Consider the following 19,904-nt stretch of genomic DNA (forward strand, 5'->3'; position numbering starts at 1 on the left):
CCCACGCCGACGAGGTAAAATCTTTCAGGCGCGATGGCAAGGACTGTTACTGGACGAACCCTTGGAGAGATCCAAGGTACTTTTAAGTTCTACTTGAAAGTACTCATGGACGCCGAAGGCGCAAAAAAGCGGAATGTTCACTGCTTTTCAAACGCTCAGGCAAAAGGACAGGGGCAGAAGATTTCGGTGAATATAACTTACTCAATTTATTGAGTTATTTCCTATTTTATCTATCCGTAAAATTCTTTCCGCCTCCTTGTAATCAGGTTATTTACGAGGAACCATCAATGACATTCGAAAATATTCTATCTGCAATAGACTCTTTTATATGGGGTCCGCCTCTACTCATTTTATTATCCGGTACCGGATTATATTTAACCCTCCGCTTAGGCTTTATTCAAATTGTTCATCTGCCTCGCGCCTTGCGCTATTTGTTTAAACGCGATTCGGGTTTACAACAAAAAGGGGATGTTTCTTCTTTTGCCGCCTTGTGTACAGCGCTTGCCGCCACCATCGGCACAGGGAACATTGTGGGCGTTGCAACAGCAGTTCAAGCCGGTGGTCCTGGCGCCATCTTCTGGATGTGGTTAGTCGCATTGCTTGGCATGGCGACCAAATACGCCGAATGTTTGTTAGCCGTGAAATATCGTGTACGCGACAAAAACGGTTTTATGGCGGGCGGTCCGATGTATTACATCGAACGCGGTCTTGGTTTGGGCTGGTTGGCAAAACTCTTTGCGTTATTTGGCATACTGGTGGCCTTCTTCGGTATTGGTACCTTCCCGCAAATCAATGCCATCACCCATGCGATGCAAGATACCTTCAGTATTCCGATCGGTATCACCGCCGCAATCATCACCCTGTTAGTGGGCTTAATTATTCTTGGCGGAGTAAAACGTATCGCGTTGGTGTCATCCTACATCGTGCCATTTATGGCAGTCTTTTATGTTGCGACATCCATCATTATCATTCTGTTAAATTTAGACAAAATTCCGACCGCACTTCAGTTAATCATTTACAGCGCGTTCAATCCGGAGGCAGCATTAGGTGGCGCATTAGGTTTCACTGTGATGAAAGCCATTCAATCCGGTGTGGCACGGGGGATTTTCTCCAATGAATCCGGTTTAGGGAGTGCTCCGATTGCTGCGGCTGCCGCACAAACCAAAGAGCCTGTACGCCAAGGTCTTATTTCCATGACAGGTACATTCTTAGATACGATTATCGTCTGTACTATGACGGGGATTGTTTTAGTCCTAACCGGCGCGTGGCAAACGCCAGGCATGGAAGGTGCTGTCGTGACCAACTATGCATTCTCTCAAGGTTTAGGCTCTTCTATTGGCGCAACGATTGTCACCATTGGGCTCCTGTTTTTCGCCTTTACGACCATTCTTGGCTGGTGCTATTACGGTGAACGTTGCTTTGTTTATTTGGTAGGCATCAGAGGTATTAAACTCTACCGTATCGTATTTATCGCATTAGTTGGCTGTGGCGCATTTATTCATTTAAATCTCATTTGGATTTTAGCGGATATCGTCAACGGTTTAATGGCGATTCCAAACTTAATTGCCTTAATCGGCTTGCGCAAAGTAGTCATTGAAGAAACGAAAGACTATTTTTCACGCCTCAATGCCAATCAGTTTGACCAAGACGAAATTGCACAATAATAAAAAGAAAGCGGATATTAAATATAATATCCGCTTTCTTTAACTTGCCCATCATAGCAACTTCTCTCCGCAAAAAAAGCATCTTTTCCCAATTTTCAGACCTGGATCATATTTTTAAACTTTTCTTTTTAAACAACCTAAAAAGCGCTTGAAAATTAAAGGCAAGGTTACTATGTTGTAACTAAGGATTTCAACTGGGTCTCAGACCCCATTCACATAAGAGGTAAATGCTATGACATTAAATATTACCAGTAAACAAATGGATATCACCCCTGCAATCCGTGCTCACGTTGAAGAACGACTTGTCAAACTGAATAAATGGCATACCCAACTGATCAATCCTCACTTTATTTTAAACAAAACGCCTAAAGGCTTTTCCGTTGATGCCTCTATTGGCACCCCATTTGGTAACCTCATTGCCAGCGCTGAGGCAGAAGATATGTATAAAGCTATCAACGACGTTGAAGAAAAACTTGAGAAACAGCTCAATAAATTACAACACAAAGGCGAAGCCCGTCGTGCTGATGAACGTTTGAAAGATTCGTTTAACGAATAAAAAACACCTGTAAAAATGACCGCACTTTTAAAAGAGTGCGGTTTTTTTGATTATCAATAATCAAATTTTAGGAGAAAAAATGAAAATCTTAAAATTCAGTACGCTCGCCTGCTCGATCATGACATTAATCGCCTGCGCTCACGCCAATACCCCAGGAAAAAATAGCGATGGCTGGAATGCGTTTGAAGATATTTCTACCGGTGTACATGAACGTCACTACGTTGATTTAGAAAGCCAAATCAAATCGATTTCTTTTGAGAAAATTGCCGGCGCATCCGATAGCGATATGAAAAAGCCCGTCTTAAAAGCACGGCGAGGAAGCAAAATTCTTGGTGAAATTTATCAACAAGAATTCAGTGGCAACAGGCTGATTCCGGTGATGTATTTACACAATGGAAAATCAATGAATCCAAGTAACGAACAAGATCTGAAGAAATTAGCCAATGCTAAAACATTTGAATATTATGAATTTGGTCAAGGACGTTTAAGCCATGCTGTTTTTACAGCGAAGAACGGTATTTGTCAGGATTTCAAAACGCAACAAGGCGTGCATTTCAACATGTCTAGCAATTATTATGATCTAGAGAAAAACACCTCCTCTGTTGATAATTACCTCACGTATCAACTCAACGGGATGTATGCAAAAGACACGTTTAGTATTGATGAATACTCTGCGGGTGTCATCAGTGAAGACAAGGCCTTTATGGAAAAATACACCGACTCCATCAAACAAAATGGCGATAAATTGCCTAACGCCAACGCTGCTGAAAAAGGTCGTATGATTGAACAGGTGATTTGCCACTAATTTTTTCTCTTATAAAAGTGCGGTGATTTTCTAGCGTAATTGATCCCGAAAATCCACCGCACTTTTTGCTTTCCACAACACAAATCATTTGTAAATGACGCGCTTATTGCTAGAATACGCAGCGTTTTTTCGTAATGTATCAAGCTATAAAGGTTTAACCATGTTAAAGAAATTTATTTTTTCGGGTGTCATTTTATTCCTTACCGGTTGCTCATTATTTGGCACCAAGCAGGATCCAATTCCCGGTGAGTATGCTGGCGCAGATTATTTGTTATCCGACGATAATGCACAACGTTGGGTATTCGCCAGTAAACAAGCAGAACAATGTATCTATCCAAATTTAACCCGTATTTTGCAACAGCACTTTCCAAAAGAAGATGCTTACATTCATTCACAATATATTTTCTTCTACCCATTAGAAAACGTCATTGGCGAGAAGTATGTAAAAATTATTCAAGACGATGAAAAATCCATGAATTACGCCACTTACCAATATAAGAAATTTAGACAGGATAAAGTGGAAGACATGGACAAAGCACAATGTGAGATGTTAAGAAAAAATGCTGCTGATGATTTAGAAGTGGTAAAAGGCCAATATAAAAACGGCATGATCGAAGTTCAGAAAAATCCTGATGGCACCACAAAATCCGCTGATGGCGTGGCAACTAACCAAAATAAATTCTTCTTCGATATTATCAAATGGGGCTCTGCGCTCTTACTCTAGTCAACATAAACAAAAATACCGATGGAAAACCATCGGTATTTTTATACCTGAAAAACACGGTCGAAACTGACCGCACTTTGCCTCTATTTCCCGATACAAAACGAACTAAAAATATTCGTGAGTAAATCATCAGAGGTAAACTGGCCGGTAATTTCACTTAAGGCATCTTGCACCATACGCAACTCTTCCGCCAACAATTCACCGGCATGGAATTGGGTTAATTGAATGTGTCCTGTCTGTAAGTGTTGTGCCGCCTGTTCTAAGGCTTCCAAGTGGCGACGGCGTGCTAAGAAGCCCCCTTCGATACCCGTTTGATACCCCATCGCTTGTTTTAAATGCTCACGCAATAAATCCACGCCTTGCTGAGTTTTTGCGGACAAATTGACGACCGTATAACCATCTTGCTCATATAAGCGTTCCGTTTCACCGGTTAAATCCGCTTTGTTGCGAATAATGGTAACCGGAATAGTATTCGGTAATTTTGCCAGAAATTCCGACCGCACTTTTATTAAATCTTGTTCGGCATCACTGCTGTCTAGCATCAATAAAATCCGATCCGCCTGTTCAATTTCATTCCATGCACGCGAAATACCAATGCGCTCCACCTCATCTGTCGCATCACGTAACCCCGCGGTATCAATAATATGCAATGGCATGCCATCTAAGTGGATATGCTCACGCAACACATCTCGCGTGGTACCGGCAATGTCGGTGACAATGGCCGCTTCACGTCCGGCAAGGGCATTCAATAAACTCGATTTCCCGGCGTTAGGGCGACCGGCAATGACCACTTTCATCCCTTCACGCAAAATAGAACCTTGTTTTGCTTCGGCACGCACCTGATCCAACTGCGCAATAATGCCATTCAAATGTCCTTCAATTTTGCCATCGGCAAGAAAATCAATTTCTTCATCCGGAAAATCAATCGCCGCCTCCACATAAGTACGCAAATAAATGACGGAATCCACAAGCTGATTCACTTTATTGGAAAACTCGCCTTGCAACGATTTCAGGGCTGAACGTGCAGCCTGTTCGGAACTGGCATCAATTAAATCAGCAATCGCTTCCGCTTGGGCTAAATCCAATTTATCGTTCAAAAATGCCTGCTCAGAAAACTCGCCCGGACGCGCGAGTCGAATGCCATCAATAAGCAAAATCCGTTTTAGCAATAAATCTAATACAACCTGTCCACCGTGTCCTTGAAGTTCAAGCACGTCTTCGCCGGTAAAGGAATTTGGCCCTTTAAAATACAATGCAATCCCTTGATCTAACACGGTGCCATCCGCATCTTTAAAGGGCAAATAATCTGCCATACGTAGTTTGGGGCATTTTCCTAATACCGTTTGTGCCACATCAGTGGCCTTCGGGCCTGATACACGTAAAATGCCAATACCGCCACGTCCTGGCGCAGTGGCTTGAGCTACGATTGTTTCTTTCATAAGTCTGCTCTCAAAACGTTTAATTTTTTCTTCACAAGCTCGCTTGTTTCCCTTAATTGGAGCGTTGACAGAACCAACAGTCAAAAAGCGTTGCGTTTTGTAACCGCACTTTATGACACAAAAGTGCGGTCATTTTTTTGTGCATTTTTTAATTAAAATAAAAGGCACAATACGTGCCTTTTAATTCTCTAGATTTCACTATTTTTTATGACGGGTATGTAACCCTTTTTTCTCTAAACCACGATAAATCAGTTGTTGTTGGATAATCGTGATTAAGTTGGAGACCAACCAGTAAAGCACCAAACCAGCCGGGAACCAAAGGAAAAACACCATGAAGATTAACGGCATGAAGTTCATGATCTTTTGTTGCATCGGATCGGCAACCGGTGTCGGAGACATTTTTTGTAACAAGAACATGGAAGCACCCATTAAGATCGGCAGGATGTAATACGGATCTTGCGCAGACAAGTCTTGAATCCAACCAAAGAATGGCGCATGACGTAATTCAACAGCTTCCATGAATGTCCAGTACAATGCGATGAAAATCGGCATTTGTAATAAGAGCGGTAAACAACCACCTAATGGGTTTACTTTCTCGTCTTTGTAGAGTTTCATCATCTCTTGGCTCATACGTTGACGGTCTTCACCGAAACGCTCGCGCATTTCTTGCAATTTTGGTTGCAACATGCGCATTTTAGCCATTGAGGTATATTGTGCTTTTGTCAGCGGATATAAAATCGCTTTAACCACTAACGTAACACAAATAATCGCAACACCCCAGTTGTGAACTAACTGTTGAATGAATGTCAGCAACCAGAATAATGGTTTTGCAATAAACCAGGCCCAACCATAGTCCACTGTTAAATCTAAATGATCTGCGACTTGCCCCATTTCATTTTGTAATTTTGGACCGGTCCATAATTTGCTGGTTAATTTCTCAGTTGTATTCGGTTGAATCGCAACAACCGGACCGCGATACCCAATTGAGCCGATGTTGTTGGCTTTATCCGTTAAAGTATAAAGTTGGTTATCGGCATCTTGATTTGGAATCCAAGCAGAAACGAAATAGTGTTGCAACACAGCAACCCAACCGGCTTTAGTATTCACTGATAAATTGGCATTTTCCATGTCACTGAAACTGTATTTTTTATAATTAGTTTCAGAAGAAGAATAAGCACCACCGGTATAAGTTGGCATCGCCACGTTACCAGAGCTATCAACTAAAGTATGTCTTAACTGACCATAAGGCTCAACTTCAATCGTTTTATCGCTTTGGTTATTAATTTCATAATTGACCGCAATGTCATATTCACCGCGTTTCAATACAAAAATTTTACGATAAGTCACGCCCTCTTTTTGATAAACCAAAGGAACAATTAATTCGTTTTGACCATCGGCTAATTTGAAGTTTTCACCCTCAACTTGATAATCAGCACGACCTGCTTTCGTATCAATACCATCTTTACCGATTAAACCGCTTTGAGCGATATAAACGTGTTCCGGTGTATTTTGTAACAATACAAATGGCATGTTGGAATCTAGTTCAGCATCATATTTCAACAATTCAGAACTAATAACATCCCCACCTAAGGTATTAATTTTCAAACGGAATACATCATTTTCTAAGGTAATCACTTTACCTTTTACTTGGGTATCCGTTGCGATGACTGTATTGCTCCCAGTAGAAGAAGCCGGCACATCCGAAGTGGATGTTACAGTTTGCTCAGTTGCCACAGGTTTTGGCGTGTGATAATCAAGTTGCCATTGCTGATAAACAATAAAAGACATAAAAAGTAGTGCAATGACCAACAGGCCGCGTCTTGAATCCATTATTTATTCTCTGTTTTGTTATTATTGATCTTGGGTGGAACGGGATCGTATCCACCCGCGTTTAAAGGATGACATTTTAATATACGTTTAAGCGTAAGCCAACCACCTTTTACCACCCCATGCGTTTTTACCGCATCAATCCCGTAGCAAGAACAAGTTGGTGTGAAACGACAACGGGGACCAATTAATGGGCTAATAACAATCTGATAAAAACGAATTAATCCGATAAGGATTTTTGCGCCAAACGAATGTGTCTTTGCCATAATTTATCCAGGGTTTGCCATAAAGTGCGGTTGTCTAAACGGCCGATTCCCTGTTTTGCTACAACAACAAAATCATAATTCGGTAAGCTATGCTGTGCTAAACGAAAAGATTCACGACATAACCGTTTAATACGATTACGATCATGGGCTCGTTTGAGGTGTTTTTTGGCCACAGTTAAACCTAAGCGAGGATGTTCGAGTCGATTTGTGCGGGCAAGAATGGTGATTTCAGGTGAACTAGCGCGGAACGGCTGTTGGAAGACGTATTTAAAATGTTCGGGAGTTAACAAACGTAACTCCCTAGGAAAGTTTAGCTTAACCACATTGATATGCGATTAGGCAGATAAACTTTTACGACCTTTAGCACGACGACGAGCTAAAACTTGACGGCCATTTTTAGTTGCCATACGAGCACGGAAACCGTGAGTACGGCTACGTTTTAATACAGAAGGTTGAAATGTGCGTTTCATTATAATGTACCTAAGTCAAATAGTTTCAGTAACTGTTTCTACTTTAAACGCTGGGAAACGTTTAAATAAACAAAGATTATCAAAAAATAAGGAACGGAATTGTAATCATAAATTCAGCGTTCGTCAAATGAGATTAGGAAAAAACACCTTAACTCGTTCATTTTTCCATCACTCACAGCATTTAAAAGCGAGGCGATTATACGGTTTTGGCTAAAAATGGCAAGCAACCTTTTTTGCTTTTTTTAGAGCCAGATAGCAGATCTTTTTCCTCTGTTATTGTAAAATAATCACCTTTCCAACCGCACTTTATTGCCGAAAATTTGGCCGTTCAATAAGTAATACCTATATAAAACAATAAGATAAAAGGTTGGCAAGGTAATCGAAGGAAAACTATAAACCAATTAACAAGGGATATATTAACGTGGAACACCAGCCGAATTCTCTGTGGCAAAATTGCCTGTTGCAACTACAAGATAAAATTCCTACGGACGATTTCAAAATCTGGCTCTATCCGTTGCAAGCTGAGGCTAGCTCAAGCGGTATCTTACTTTATGCATCAAATGCTTTTGTGCAAAAATGGGTAATTGATAACTATCTTCCTTTAATTACTGATATTGCTCGCCAAACCAGTGCGAATCCCAACCTTAGCATATCGGTTATTGAAGGTATTAAACCTACCGCACCCAAAGTAGAAAAACCAGCGAAGAAACAAAGCGCGGTCAGTTTTTCGGAAGAAAAAAGTACAAGTAAAACACCTTATCATTCCAATCTAAATACCAAATTAGTTTTCGAAAATTTCGTTGAGGGTAAATCCAACCAACTGGCTCGTGCTGTGGCTCAAAAAGTAGCTGATAATCCCGGTGAACAAACCGCTAACCCGCTCTTTTTATATGGCGGTACGGGCTTAGGTAAAACCCACTTATTGCATGCGATTGGCAACGGCATTATTGCCAATAATCCAGAGGCGCGCGTCGTGTATATTCATTCCGAGCGTTTCGTTCAACAGGTTGTCGCTTATATTCGCGATAACAAAATGGAAGAATTTAAAAAATTCTACCGCTCTTTAGATGCATTGTTAGTGGATGATATTCAATTTTTCAGCGACAAAGAAAAAACCCAAGAGGAATTTTTCCATATTTTCAATACCTTATTTGAACGTGGACGCCAAATTATTCTCACTTCCGACCGCTATCCACGTGAAATTGAAAAAATTGAAGAACGTCTAAAATCGCGCTTTGGTTGGGGGCTCACGACAGCCATTGAACCGCCGGATCTTGAAACCCGTGTTGCCATTTTGATGAAAAAAGCGGAAGAAAATAACGTGGATTTACCTCATGAGGTGGCATTTTTCATCGGTCAAAAATTACGCACCAACGTGCGTGAATTGGAAGGTGCCTTAAACCGAGTAAAAGCCATGCAGGAATTTAAAGGCGAACCGATCACCATTGATTTTGTGCGTGAAACGTTAAAAGACATGTTGGCGTTACAAGACAAACTGGTAACCGTAGACAATATTCAAAAAGTAGTCGCTGAATATTACCGCATTAAAGTATCCGATTTAAAATCCAAAAATCGCTCTCGCTCAGTGGCTCGCCCACGCCAAGTGGCAATGGCGCTGGCAAAAGAATTAACCAACCGCAGCCTACCGGAAATTGGCAAATCCTTCGGTGACCGCGATCACACCACTGTTTTACACGCCTGTCGCACGATTGCCAGTTTCCGCGACACCGATCCGAATATTCAAGAAGATTGGGCTAACTTAATCCGAACTTTATCCGTATAGGAGTCACCAGATGCAATTTATTATTTCCCGAGAAAATTTATTAAAACCGTTGCAACAAGTGTGTGGCGTATTGAATAGTCGCCCGAATATTCCGGTATTAAATAACGTCTTATTGCAAATTGAGAATAATCAATTAAGCATTACCGGTACGGATTTAGAAGTCGAACTTTCAACCCAAACGCCATTACTTCATGCGGAACAAGATGGCAAATTCACAATTCCGGCTAAAAAATTCTTAGATATTTGCCGTAGTTTGCCGGAAAATGCGGAAATTACCGTCACATTTGAAGAAGATCGCGCCATTGTGCGCTCCGATCGCAGTAAATTTAATTTATCCACCTTGCCGGCGGAAGATTATCCGAACCTCACAGATTGGCAATCAGAAGTCGATTTCACCCTTGAGCAAGCGACACTACGCCGTTTAATTGAAGCCACTCAATTTTCCATGGCAAATCAAGACGCGCGCTATTTCTTAAATGGTATGAAATTTGAAACGGAAGGTAATTTATTACGCACCGTCGCAACCGATGGCCACCGTTTAGCGGTTTGTACTATTCCATTAGAACAAGATTTACAGACTCATTCAGTGATTTTACCGCGTAAAGGTGTATTAGAACTGGCACGTTTGTTGGAGCCAAGCGAGCAACCGGCGCGTTTACAAATCGGCACAAATAACCTACGTATTCAATTAAATAACATCACATTCACATCAAAACTTATTGATGGTCGTTTCCCTGATTATCGTCGTGTGTTGCCACGCAATGCAACCCGCATCGTTGAAGCCGGTTGGGAAACCTTAAAACAAGCCTTTGTACGCGCAGCAATTTTATCTAACGAACGTTTCCGTAGCGTACGCTTACAACTTAGTGAAAATCAACTGAAAATCACCGCCACTAACCCGGAACAAGAGGTGGCAGAAGAAATTATCGATGTCTCTTACAGCGGAGAAGAAATGGAAGTGGGCTTTAACGTCAGCTATATTCTTGACGTGTTGAATGCGTTGAAATGCAATCGAGTGCGTATACGCTTAACTGATGCCTCTTCCAGCTGCTTAATTGAAGATTGTGAAGATGCCAGCGCAGAATATGTGATTATGCCGATGCGCTTATAATGTATGGCGATTTCACGTTTAACCGTTGAAAATTTTCGTAATTTACAAGCCGTAGATCTGGAATTAGATCACGGCTTTAACTTTTTGGTTGGCAACAACGGCAGTGGCAAAACCAGCTTATTGGAAGCCATTTTCTATTTAGGTCACGGACGCTCTTTTAAAAGTGCGGTCAGTAATCGGATTATTTCTTACGATCAACCGCACTTTACCCTCTTTGGGCAAATTCAAGAACAGCAACATCAATGGTCGGTAGGTTTGCAAAAACTACGCCAAGGCAATACGCTCGTGAAAATCAACGGCGAAGACGGTAATAAAATTTCTGACCTCGCACACCTGTTGCCCATGCAAATCATCACGCCGGAAGGTTTAAATTTGCTCAATGGCGGCCCAAGCTATCGTCGCGCCTTTCTGGATTGGGGCTTATTTCATCATCACGTGAGTTTTTATAATCTGTGGGCGAGCTTAAGTCATTTACTCAAACAACGAAATGCGGCCTTACAGCAAGTTTCCGGTTATCAACAAATGAAAATTTGGGACGTGGAATTGGTGAAACTTGCCGAGCAGGTAAGCCTGCTAAGAGCCGAATATGCACAAGCCTTGCAACCGGAAATTGAACAAACCTGCCGTTTATTTCTGCCTGAACTCGACATTGGCGTGAGTTTTCATCAAGGCTGGGAAAAAGAACAAAACTACGCAGAATTGCTAGAGCGTAATTTCGAACGGGATCGTGCATTAGGCTATACAGTTTCAGGCCCGCAAAAATCCGATTTTCGTTTTAAAGCCAATGGATTACCGGTGGAAGATATTTTATCACGCGGTCAGCTGAAATTATTAATGTGCGCATTGCGTTTGGCTCAGGGCGAGCATTTGATGCAACAAAAACAACGCCATTGTATTTTCCTCATTGACGACTTTGCCTCCGAGTTGGATCAAACTAAGCGTAGTCTTCTTGCTGAACGCTTACAAAACAGTGGCTCACAAGTTTTTGTCACCGCCATTACACAAAACCAGCTCAAAGAAATGCAACCGAAAAAGCACCGCACTTTTAAAATCGATTCGGGCAAAATCGAATTGTTGTAAAAAAATTAGCCTCCAATTTGGAGGCTAATCATAAGAAAATCGGTTATTTTTGACTACAAACCGCAATAAAATGCAATTTACGTTCAGGGTCATTAAAAGTGCTAAACATTCGCTTAAACTGCTCACGATTTTCCGCTTTCATGGCATTTTTAATGATTTTCAGTGTGCCTAACACGCCTTCGTCATAAATCATGCCTTTTGGCGACAACAGTGTCATCTCACCGGAAAAGGTTTCGATATTACGAAAACCACTGTCTAAAAACACCTGCTTCCACCCCTCTTTGGTTAATGGCGTTACCGTCACATTGATGGCATTGCGCATATTTTCCAAAATGGTTTTATGATCATCCCCCACTAACATCACATCGTGAGTCAGCAAAAAGCCACCCGGTTTCAATACGCGAAAATATTCACCAACGGCTTTCATTTTGGCCTCAACAGGCAGCATGGTGAGCATTGCCTCATTAATTACAATATCAAAGGTATTATCTTCAAAAGGCAATTTCATCGCATTGGCGCGTTGCACATGAATTTTGTCCTGCAAGTTATTCGCCGCAATATTGGCCTTGGCTTTTTCCAAGGCGTTTTCATCTAAATCGACACCTTCAATTTGGCAACCATATTGCTTTGCCAAACCAATGGCGGTGGTGCACATATTGCATGCCACTTCGAGGACTTTTTTATCTTTATTAAAATCACCGCTTGCAATCAACCAATCAGTCGCCTTCCGACCACCCGGGCGCAAACGGGTTTTACCTAAACGTGCCAAAAAATTATGGCCGACTTCTTCTTTAGCCATCTGATTTCTCCTAAATAAAATAGCAATGATTTATATTATAAATAAATCTCATTTCGATTAAAGAAAAAAGATAAAAAAATTCAAATGTCGTTGATAGTCAATAACATTCTAAAAATGCTCGATTTATGCCTTATTTTGGTTAGAATATAAAAGATTTTTAACATAAAAGGAGTAAACCAATGAAATTTAAAACTCTCTTAGCTGTAAGCATCGGCGCAATCTGTGCTGCAAGTATGGCGAATGCCCATGAACACAAACACGATCACATGGCGCCTGCCGGTGCTTCTATTGAAGTAAAAGTACAACAACTTGATCCGGTTAACGGCAACAAAGATGTAGGTACCGTCACCATTACCGAATCCAACTACGGTTTGGTCTTTACACCAAACTTAAACGGATTAGAAGCCGGTTTACATGGTTTCCATATTCACCAAAACCCAAGCTGTGATCCGAAAGAAAAAGACGGTAAACTTACTGCAGGCTTAGGCGCAGGCGGTCACTGGGATCCAAAAGAGACTAAAAAACACGGCTTCCCATGGCAAGATGACGCACACTTAGGCGATTTACCGGCATTAACCGTATTACATGATGGCACAGCGACTAACCCTGTGCTTGCACCACGTATCAAACACCTTGATGACGTTCGTGGTCATTCCATCATGATCCACGTGGGTGGCGATAACCACTCTGATCACCCTGCTCCACTTGGTGGTGGCGGTGCACGTATGGCCTGCGGTGTAATCAAATAATTAATAATGAAAACAAAAGGCTGACAAATGTCAGCCTTTCTTTTTATAAAAGTGCGGTTAAAAAATCCGATATTTCTCGCTAATCAAATCTATTTACCCTTATCCTCTCTTGTTTTAGAATACGCACCCTTTGAATCTCGTTATAAAATGAAGGAAAGTAAACTATGGAAGAATCTCAACAATTAGAAAAACTCCCCCAAGTGGTCACCGGAATATTAAAAATCGTTTTAAGCTCTGCATTAATCGCATTGGCACTGGTACTCATTATCGCCCTCGTCAAAATTACGTATTCTTTGGCAATGATGGTCTTCAATACCTCATCCATTGTGCCTTATGACGTTGCCGAACAAGCCGTTATGTTTTTCCTCTATTTCGGTTTTATCGGTCTTATCGTGCAATATTTCAAAAGTGGTTACCATTTTCCTCTGCGTTATTTTATTTACGCCGGTATCACCGCCATGCTGCGTTTGATCATCGTAAATCACGAAAGTTCGGTAGATACCCTTCTCTTCGCCTGTGCCATTTTAATTATGGTAATCGCGTTATGCTTAGTACTCTATTCCAATAAATTAAGAAATATCTAAAATAAAAGTGCGGTCAAAAAACAATTTGATTTTCCACCGCACTTTAAAGATCAAAAAGGTGAGCCCGTTGCTCACCTTTTTTACATTACTCTTCCATATATCCTAGGCTACGTAAGGCACGCTCATCGTCCGCCCAGCCGGATTTCACTTTCACCCAAAGTTCCAAATGGACTTTATTATCAAATAAACGCTCCATGTCTAAACGGGCTTCTGTACCGATTTTTTTCAATTTTTCGCCTTTGTGACCGATAACGATTTTTTTCTGTCCGTCTCGTTCAACCAAAATCAGGGCATTAATTTCATACGTACCGCGCTCATTCACCTTAAATTGCTCAATTTCTACAGTAACAGAATAAGGTAATTCTTCTCCCATAAAGCGCATTAATTTTTCACGAATAATTTCCGATGCCATGAAACGTTGAGAACGATCGGTCACATAATCTTCCGGGAAATGGTGCACACCTGGGCGCAAAGACTTACGCACGATGTTCTCAATCACCTCTAAATTATTCCCTTTTTCAGCGGAAATCGGCACGATATCGATAAACGTAAATTTACTACTGATTTCCGTAATAAACGGCAATAAATCATCTTTATTTTTAATGTTATCGATTTTATTAATGGCAAGCACAACCGGCACTTTCGTTTTACGCAGTTTATTCAGCACCATTTCATCGTCATCGTTCCAATGGGTGCCATCCACCACAAAAATGACTAAATCCACATCAGTAATCGCACTGCTGGCAGCTCGGTTCATTAAGCGGTTGATGGCCCGTTTTTCCTCAATGTGTAGCCCCGGCGTATCCACGTAAATTTCTTGATATGGACCTTCAGTTTTAATGCCCACAATACGATGACGGGTCGTTTGCGCTTTGCGCGACGTGATAGAAATTTTTTGTCCGAGAATTTTATTCAGTAAGGTAGATTTCCCTACGTTTGGACGGCCTACAATGGCAATAAAGCCACAATATGTTTCAAGTTGTTCTGTCATTTGATGTTTAACTCTTGAAGGATTTGTTCTGCTGCCGCTTGTTCCGCTTTACGACGGCTGGAACCTTTACCGATAAAAGTGCGGTCGTTATCTGAAATGGAACATTCCACGATAAATAATTGATTATGGGCTTCCCCTTGAATACTCACCACATTGTAAGTCGGTAACGGCTGGCGATTACCCTGTAAATATTCCTGTAAACGGGTTTTGGCATCTTTTTGATTGTCGCCCGGTTTAATATTTTCGAGGAGGGTTTGATACCAATGATTCACGATCTGTGTCGCATGAGTTAAGCTGCTGTCTAGGGAAATGGCACCGATAATCGCTTCAACACAATCCGCCAAAATAGACTCACGACGAAAACCGCCACTTTTTAATTCGCCTTGCCCAAGGGATAAATAATCACCCAATTGGAAATCTCGGGCAAGAATGGCTAAGGTCGGCTCACGCACCAAGGTCGCACGCATACGGCTCAACTCACCCTCATTACATTTTGGAAACTGGTGAAACAACGCTTCTGCAATGGTTAAATTCAAAATGGCATCGCCTAAGAACTCTAGGCGTTCATTGTGATTATGTCCCGCACTACGATGAGTCAGTGCTTGCTTAAGCAAGGCGACATCTTGGAAATGATAGCCAATTTTTCGTTGTAAACGATCTAAGTTATCTTCTCGCATATTATTGAATTTTCTGGAACAAGCGCTCGGTACGAACGCCGGTTGGCCATTCATCCTGTTCTTTCTTTAAACTCAGCCAAATATAGGTCGCTTTACCCACAATATTTTGTGACGGCACAAATCCCCAAAAACGGCTGTCTTCGCTGTTGTTACGGTTGTCACCCATCACAAAATAGTGATCTTCTGGAACAACCCATTCCGTCACATAATTTTCTTGTTTACTAAAGGCTTTATAACGATACCCTTCGTTAATCGGCTGTGGATACCAGTGAATGGCGTGCGCCACATCCCCCGTTTCAACGGTTTCTAACGGCGCCGGGCCATATTGCACTTTTCCACTGTGATCTCGCCCTAAAATGAAACGGAAATTCTCATTAGGTTCAGGTTGGGTATAGCTGAATTCTTTGATATTGCAATCAGCCAAACACTCTTTACCGTCTTTAGCGTAAACCAAGGTTAAATGACGATTGGCTTCATTATAAATCACGCGATCGCCCGGTTTGCCGACAATACGTTTTATATAGTCTGTGCTTGGTGATTCCGGCGCTTTGAACACAATCACATCACCACGTTGCGGCTCGCCCATTTTCACAAGGGTATTTTGGAAAACTGGATCTTTAATGCCGTAATCGAATTTGTTCACCACAATGAAGTCGCCAATGCGTAACGTTGGCTCCATGGAAGAAGAGGGAATTTGAAACGGCTCAAAAATAAACGAACGTACAATTAACACGAACGCAAGCACCGGAAACAAAGACGCAACAAATTCGGAACTTTCGGAAATCGGTTCAATGTTGTTTTTTTCTTCATCACTGAGGCTTTTGCCACTGCGTTGCTCTAAGCGCGAGATTTGTCTGGCGCGCTTCGGCAATACCCCAAAACGTAAATAACACCAGACGGCACCTGAAAGTGCGGTGAAAATAATCAGTAAAATAGAAAACGTATTAGGCAACTGAAAATGATCCAACACTTTCCATAAACCGTATCCAATCGCGATTAAAATAATCGTAAATAAGTTCGACATTGCTACTTCCTTATTTATCTTTTCCTACATGTAAGATGGCTAAGAACGCTTCCTGCGGCACTTCCACGTTACCGAGCTGTTTCATCCGTTTCTTACCTTCTTTTTGTTTTTGCAATAATTTCTTCTTACGGCTGACGTCACCACCATAGCATTTTGCCAACACGTTTTTACGCAATTGTTTCACGGTGGAACGGGCAATAATGTGGTTACCAATCGCGGCTTGAATCGCAATGTCAAATTGTTGGCGCGGAATTAATTCACGCATTTTTTCCACCAACTCACGACCACGATACGGTGCGTTGTCTTTGTGTACGATTAACGCAAGAGCATCCACGCGCTCACCGTTAATCATAATATCCACGCGAACCATATCCGCTGCTTGGAAACGTTTGAAACCGTAATCTAAAGAAGCATAACCACGAGAAGTGGATTTGAGGCGGTCAAAGAAATCCAACACCACTTCGCCCATCGGAATTTCATAAGTCAGCGCCACCTGATTGCCGTGGTACACCATGTGTGTTTGCACCCCACGTTTTTCCACACACAACGTAATCACGTTACCCAAATAGGCCTGTGGCAACAACATGTTACATTCTGCAATCGGCTCGCGAATTTCTGCAATATTGTTCAGCGGAGGCAGTTTTGACGGGCTATCAACATAAATCACCTCGCCATTAGTCAATTCCACTTCATAGACTACAGTTGGCGCGGTCGTGATTAAATCTAAATCATATTCCCGCTCCAAACGTTCCTGAATAATTTCCATGTGCAACAAGCCAAGGAAACCACAACGGAAACCGAAGCCAAGTGCGGTGGAATTTTCCGGTTCATAGAACAGGGAGGCGTCATTTAAACTTAACTTACCAAGCGCATCACGGAAGGCTTCATAGTCATCGGAGCTAATCGGGAACAAGCCTGCGTAAACCTGTGGTTTAACTTTCTTAAATCCCGGTAATACGGAACTCGCCGGCGTGTTGTAGTGAGTTAAGGTATCCCCCACCGGAGCGCCTAAAATATCTTTAATGGCACAGACCACCCAACCTACTTCGCCACAATTTAAGACGGTGGTATCCACTTGTTTTGGAGTAAAAATCCCCAAACGATCTACGTTATAAGATTGACCGGTGGACATCACTTTGATTTTATCGCCTTTGCGTAACGTGCCGTTTTTAATACGAACCAAAGACACCACGCCTAAATAATTATCAAACCAAGAATCAATAATTAATGCCTGTAATGGCGCATTCGGATCACCTTCCGGTGACGGAATTTTCGCCACAATTTCTTCTAATACATCTTCAATGCCCACGCCGGTTTTCGCAGAACAACGCACCGCGTCAATCGCATCAATACCCACGATGTCTTCAATTTCTTCTGCAACACGTTCAGGTTCTGCGGCAGGCAAGTCGATTTTGTTTAAAATCGGCACCACTTCTAAGTTCATTTCAATGGCTGTATAACAGTTTGCCAAGGTTTGTGCTTCTACCCCTTGCCCGGCATCCACCACCAATAATGCGCCTTCACAGGCGGCAAGAGAGCGGGATACCTCATAAGAAAAGTCAACATGACCCGGCGTGTCGATAAAATTCAGTTGATAGGTCTCGCCATCTTTGGATTTATAGTTCAGCGTCACGCTTTGAGCTTTAATGGTAATCCCGCGCTCACGCTCCAGATCCATAGAATCCAATACTTGCTCCTCCATTTCGCGATCAGACAAACCGCCACAAGTTTGGATTAAACGATCCGATAAGGTAGATTTACCGTGGTCAATATGGGCAATAATAGAAAAGTTGCGAATATTCTTCATAAATTGGTAATTTTTCTCATTCAAAAGTCATAAAATTTAACTGGCGGATTGTACCCGAAAAGTGCGGAAATCGCTAGAAAAGAAAAGGAAAAGTGCGGTCTGTTTTTACCACGTTTTAAAAAAACAAAACCCCGAATTACTTCGGGGTTTCTTTTTTCATTCAAACTGAAATTACAAACTTTCAGTGAAAGTACGAGTAATCACATCGCGTTGTTGTTCAGGTGTTAAAGAGTTGAAACGCACAGCGTAACCGGAAACACGAATGGTTAATTGTGGATATTTTTCCGGATGTAATACGGCGTCTTCTAATGTTTCACGACGTAATACGTTCACGTTTAAGTGTTGACCGCCTTCTACTTTCACAGTTGGTGCAACGTTTACCGGTAATTCGCGGTATTCAATTTGACCTAATTCGCTTACTGCTACGATTTGATCTTCTGCGTAATCACCTTTTGCACATAAACAACGTGCTTCACCTTTTTCGCTATCTAACAACCAGAAAGAGTTTAAAAGATTGTCATTAGCCGCTTGGGTGATTTGGATACCTTTAATCATAAAATGCCTCCTAAATTTGGCTTTTCTGTATATTAATTGAGCTGCGCGGATTTTATCAAAAATTTTGAAGTTTTCAAATTAATTTGACTTTAATTTGATATAGAACCGAAGTCTTTTTTTAATTCATTTTCAATATTTGACACATATCAAAGATAATCCATTCTAGGTATGCGCAATTTAACAAAATAAGCCCTATTTAATTACATCTTGATAACAAACAAATCACGCTTATTGCTATGAATTTCACGATGGCTTCATTATAATTCCCGCTACGCAAAATTAGATGGGAACCCCATGATGAAAACCTGGACAGATGTCATAGGGCAGGAAAAACAACAGCCTTATTTTCAACAAGTGTTGCAACGTGTACATGCAGAACGGGAACTGGGGAAAATTATTTACCCGCCCGCACCGGACGTGTTCAATGCTTTTAAATTAACAGAATTCGAACGGGTCAAAGTGGTGATTTTAGGACAAGATCCTTACCATGGACCAAATCAAGCGCATGGTTTATCCTTTTCCGTTAAACCCGGTGTCAAACCGCCACCCTCTTTGTTAAATATGTATAAAGAATTGTCCAATGACATTGAGGGCTTTCAGATGCCAAATCATGGCTATTTAGTGGAATGGGCGCAGCAAGGTGTGTTGTTGCTTAACTCGGTATTAACCGTAGAACAAGGTTTAGCTCATTCCCACGCGAATTGGGGTTGGGAAATTTTTACCGATAAAGTCATTGAAGCCTTAAATCAACATCGCGAAAATCTGGTCTTTCTATTATGGGGTAGCCCGGCGCAGAAAAAAGGGCAATTTATTGATCGCCAAAAACATTGTGTTTTAACCAGCGTGCATCCATCGCCGCTATCCGCCCATCGTGGCTTTTTCGGTTGCCACCATTTTTCTAAAACCAACGTCTATTTACAACAACATGGTATTGCCCCGATTAATTGGCAATTAAGCGCGCTTTAGCGTTGTTATAAGAACCATTACAGGAAT

At 41.6% G+C, this 19,904-nt stretch carries 21 protein-coding genes and 1 riboswitch; of the genes, 10 read left to right on the top strand and 11 right to left on the bottom strand.

Features of this window, described 5'->3' with window-relative positions; all coding sequences use genetic code 11:
• Positions 1–51 precede the first annotated feature (51 nt).
• Positions 52–181, top strand: a riboswitch (glycine riboswitch).
• 106 nt (positions 182–287) lie between these two features.
• The 4 genes from J5A60_RS06995 to J5A60_RS07010 all read left to right on the top strand — a co-directional run bounded on the left by J5A60_RS06995 (position 288) and on the right by J5A60_RS07010 (position 3,749).
• Positions 288–1,664 carry a sodium:alanine symporter family protein gene (locus tag J5A60_RS06995; protein ID WP_212509903.1) on the top strand — a complete coding sequence of 459 codons (1,377 nt, stop codon included), beginning with the start codon at positions 288–290 and terminating at the stop codon, positions 1,662–1,664.
• A gap of 232 nt (positions 1,665–1,896) precedes the next feature.
• Positions 1,897–2,220, top strand: coding sequence for a ribosome-associated translation inhibitor RaiA (gene raiA, locus J5A60_RS07000; RefSeq protein WP_006719151.1), 324 nt, complete (start codon positions 1,897–1,899; stop codon positions 2,218–2,220).
• Positions 2,221–2,299: 79 nt separating this feature from the next.
• A complete protein-coding gene (locus tag J5A60_RS07005) occupies positions 2,300–3,025 on the top strand; it encodes a hypothetical protein (protein ID WP_048749389.1) in 726 nt (241 codons plus the stop codon).
• Between the two features lie 160 nt (positions 3,026–3,185).
• Positions 3,186–3,749 carry a DUF5358 domain-containing protein gene (locus tag J5A60_RS07010; protein WP_048749387.1) on the top strand — a complete coding sequence of 188 codons (564 nt, stop codon included), beginning with the start codon at positions 3,186–3,188 and terminating at the stop codon, positions 3,747–3,749.
• Positions 3,750–3,832: 83 nt separating this feature from the next.
• On the opposite strand, the gene mnmE is transcribed toward J5A60_RS07010, so the two are convergent.
• The 5 genes from mnmE to rpmH all read right to left on the bottom strand — a co-directional run bounded on the left by mnmE (position 3,833) and on the right by rpmH (position 7,751).
• Positions 3,833–5,188 (bottom strand): tRNA uridine-5-carboxymethylaminomethyl(34) synthesis GTPase MnmE, encoded by a 1,356-nt coding sequence (gene mnmE, locus J5A60_RS07015; RefSeq protein ID WP_048749385.1) that lies wholly within the window; start codon positions 5,186–5,188, stop codon positions 3,833–3,835.
• 198 nt (positions 5,189–5,386) lie between these two features.
• A complete protein-coding gene (gene yidC, locus J5A60_RS07020; RefSeq protein ID WP_048749384.1) occupies positions 5,387–7,018 on the bottom strand; it encodes a membrane protein insertase YidC in 1,632 nt (543 codons plus the stop codon).
• A complete protein-coding gene (gene yidD / locus J5A60_RS07025) occupies positions 7,018–7,281 on the bottom strand; it encodes a membrane protein insertion efficiency factor YidD (protein WP_082161918.1) in 264 nt (87 codons plus the stop codon). Before yidD ends, yidC begins: the two co-directional genes overlap by 1 nt.
• On the bottom strand, positions 7,236–7,604 hold the full coding sequence (gene rnpA, locus J5A60_RS07030; RefSeq protein ID WP_048749382.1) for a ribonuclease P protein component: 369 nt from the start codon (positions 7,602–7,604) through the stop codon (positions 7,236–7,238). The genes yidD and rnpA overlap by 46 nt, the downstream gene beginning before the upstream one ends.
• 12 nt (positions 7,605–7,616) lie before the next feature.
• The gene (rpmH, locus tag J5A60_RS07035) at positions 7,617–7,751 is read right to left on the bottom strand and encodes a 50S ribosomal protein L34 (RefSeq protein ID WP_005539760.1); all 135 of its coding nucleotides are present in this window, start codon (positions 7,749–7,751) and stop codon (positions 7,617–7,619) included.
• Between the two features lie 421 nt (positions 7,752–8,172).
• Between rpmH and dnaA the strand changes: the two genes are divergently transcribed.
• The 3 genes from dnaA to recF are packed head-to-tail and all read left to right on the top strand — an operon-like array spanning position 8,173 to position 11,725.
• Positions 8,173–9,534 (top strand): chromosomal replication initiator protein DnaA, encoded by a 1,362-nt coding sequence (dnaA, locus tag J5A60_RS07040; protein WP_212509904.1) that lies wholly within the window; start codon positions 8,173–8,175, stop codon positions 9,532–9,534.
• 10 nt (positions 9,535–9,544) lie between these two features.
• Positions 9,545–10,645 carry a DNA polymerase III subunit beta gene (gene dnaN / locus J5A60_RS07045; protein ID WP_212509905.1) on the top strand — a complete coding sequence of 367 codons (1,101 nt, stop codon included), beginning with the start codon at positions 9,545–9,547 and terminating at the stop codon, positions 10,643–10,645.
• A 3-nt stretch (positions 10,646–10,648) separates the two neighbouring features.
• Positions 10,649–11,725: a DNA replication/repair protein RecF gene (gene recF / locus J5A60_RS07050; protein WP_212509906.1), complete on the top strand. Its 1,077-nt coding sequence runs from the start codon at positions 10,649–10,651 to the stop codon at positions 11,723–11,725.
• A 43-nt stretch (positions 11,726–11,768) separates the two neighbouring features.
• Here the strand turns inward: recF and J5A60_RS07055 are convergent, their stop codons facing one another.
• Positions 11,769–12,524 (bottom strand): class I SAM-dependent methyltransferase, encoded by a 756-nt coding sequence (locus J5A60_RS07055; RefSeq protein WP_212509907.1) that lies wholly within the window; start codon positions 12,522–12,524, stop codon positions 11,769–11,771.
• Between the two features lie 179 nt (positions 12,525–12,703).
• Here J5A60_RS07055 and sodC point away from each other — a divergent pair, with 179 nt between their 5' ends.
• Both sodC and psiE read left to right on the top strand, forming a co-directional pair.
• Positions 12,704–13,273: a superoxide dismutase family protein gene (gene sodC / locus J5A60_RS07060; RefSeq protein ID WP_212509908.1), complete on the top strand. Its 570-nt coding sequence runs from the start codon at positions 12,704–12,706 to the stop codon at positions 13,271–13,273.
• A 164-nt stretch (positions 13,274–13,437) separates the two neighbouring features.
• Positions 13,438–13,857 (top strand): phosphate-starvation-inducible protein PsiE, encoded by a 420-nt coding sequence (gene psiE, locus J5A60_RS07065; RefSeq protein ID WP_048749371.1) that lies wholly within the window; start codon positions 13,438–13,440, stop codon positions 13,855–13,857.
• 85 nt (positions 13,858–13,942) lie between these two features.
• On the opposite strand, the gene era is transcribed toward psiE, so the two are convergent.
• The 5 genes from era to grcA form a co-directional block, all read right to left on the bottom strand.
• The gene (era, locus tag J5A60_RS07070) at positions 13,943–14,848 is read right to left on the bottom strand and encodes a GTPase Era (RefSeq protein WP_109128198.1); all 906 of its coding nucleotides are present in this window, start codon (positions 14,846–14,848) and stop codon (positions 13,943–13,945) included.
• Positions 14,845–15,525: a ribonuclease III gene (gene rnc, locus J5A60_RS07075; protein ID WP_048749368.1), complete on the bottom strand. Its 681-nt coding sequence runs from the start codon at positions 15,523–15,525 to the stop codon at positions 14,845–14,847. Before rnc ends, era begins: the two co-directional genes overlap by 4 nt.
• Before the next feature lies 1 nt (position 15,526).
• On the bottom strand, positions 15,527–16,549 hold the full coding sequence (gene lepB / locus J5A60_RS07080) for a signal peptidase I (RefSeq protein WP_212509909.1): 1,023 nt from the start codon (positions 16,547–16,549) through the stop codon (positions 15,527–15,529).
• A gap of 10 nt (positions 16,550–16,559) precedes the next feature.
• The gene (lepA, locus tag J5A60_RS07085) at positions 16,560–18,356 is read right to left on the bottom strand and encodes a translation elongation factor 4 (RefSeq protein ID WP_212509910.1); all 1,797 of its coding nucleotides are present in this window, start codon (positions 18,354–18,356) and stop codon (positions 16,560–16,562) included.
• A 171-nt stretch (positions 18,357–18,527) separates the two neighbouring features.
• Positions 18,528–18,911, bottom strand: a complete 384-nt coding sequence (gene grcA, locus J5A60_RS07090; protein WP_048749362.1) for an autonomous glycyl radical cofactor GrcA — start codon at positions 18,909–18,911, stop codon at positions 18,528–18,530.
• Positions 18,912–19,208: 297 nt separating this feature from the next.
• Between grcA and ung the strand changes: the two genes are divergently transcribed.
• Positions 19,209–19,877, top strand: coding sequence for a uracil-DNA glycosylase (gene ung / locus J5A60_RS07095; protein WP_212510757.1), 669 nt, complete (start codon positions 19,209–19,211; stop codon positions 19,875–19,877).
• Positions 19,878–19,904: the final 27 nt, after the last annotated feature.

This window comes from Aggregatibacter sp. oral taxon 513 (genome assembly GCF_018128305.1).
Lineage (GTDB): Bacteria > Pseudomonadota > Gammaproteobacteria > Enterobacterales > Pasteurellaceae > Aggregatibacter > Aggregatibacter segnis_A.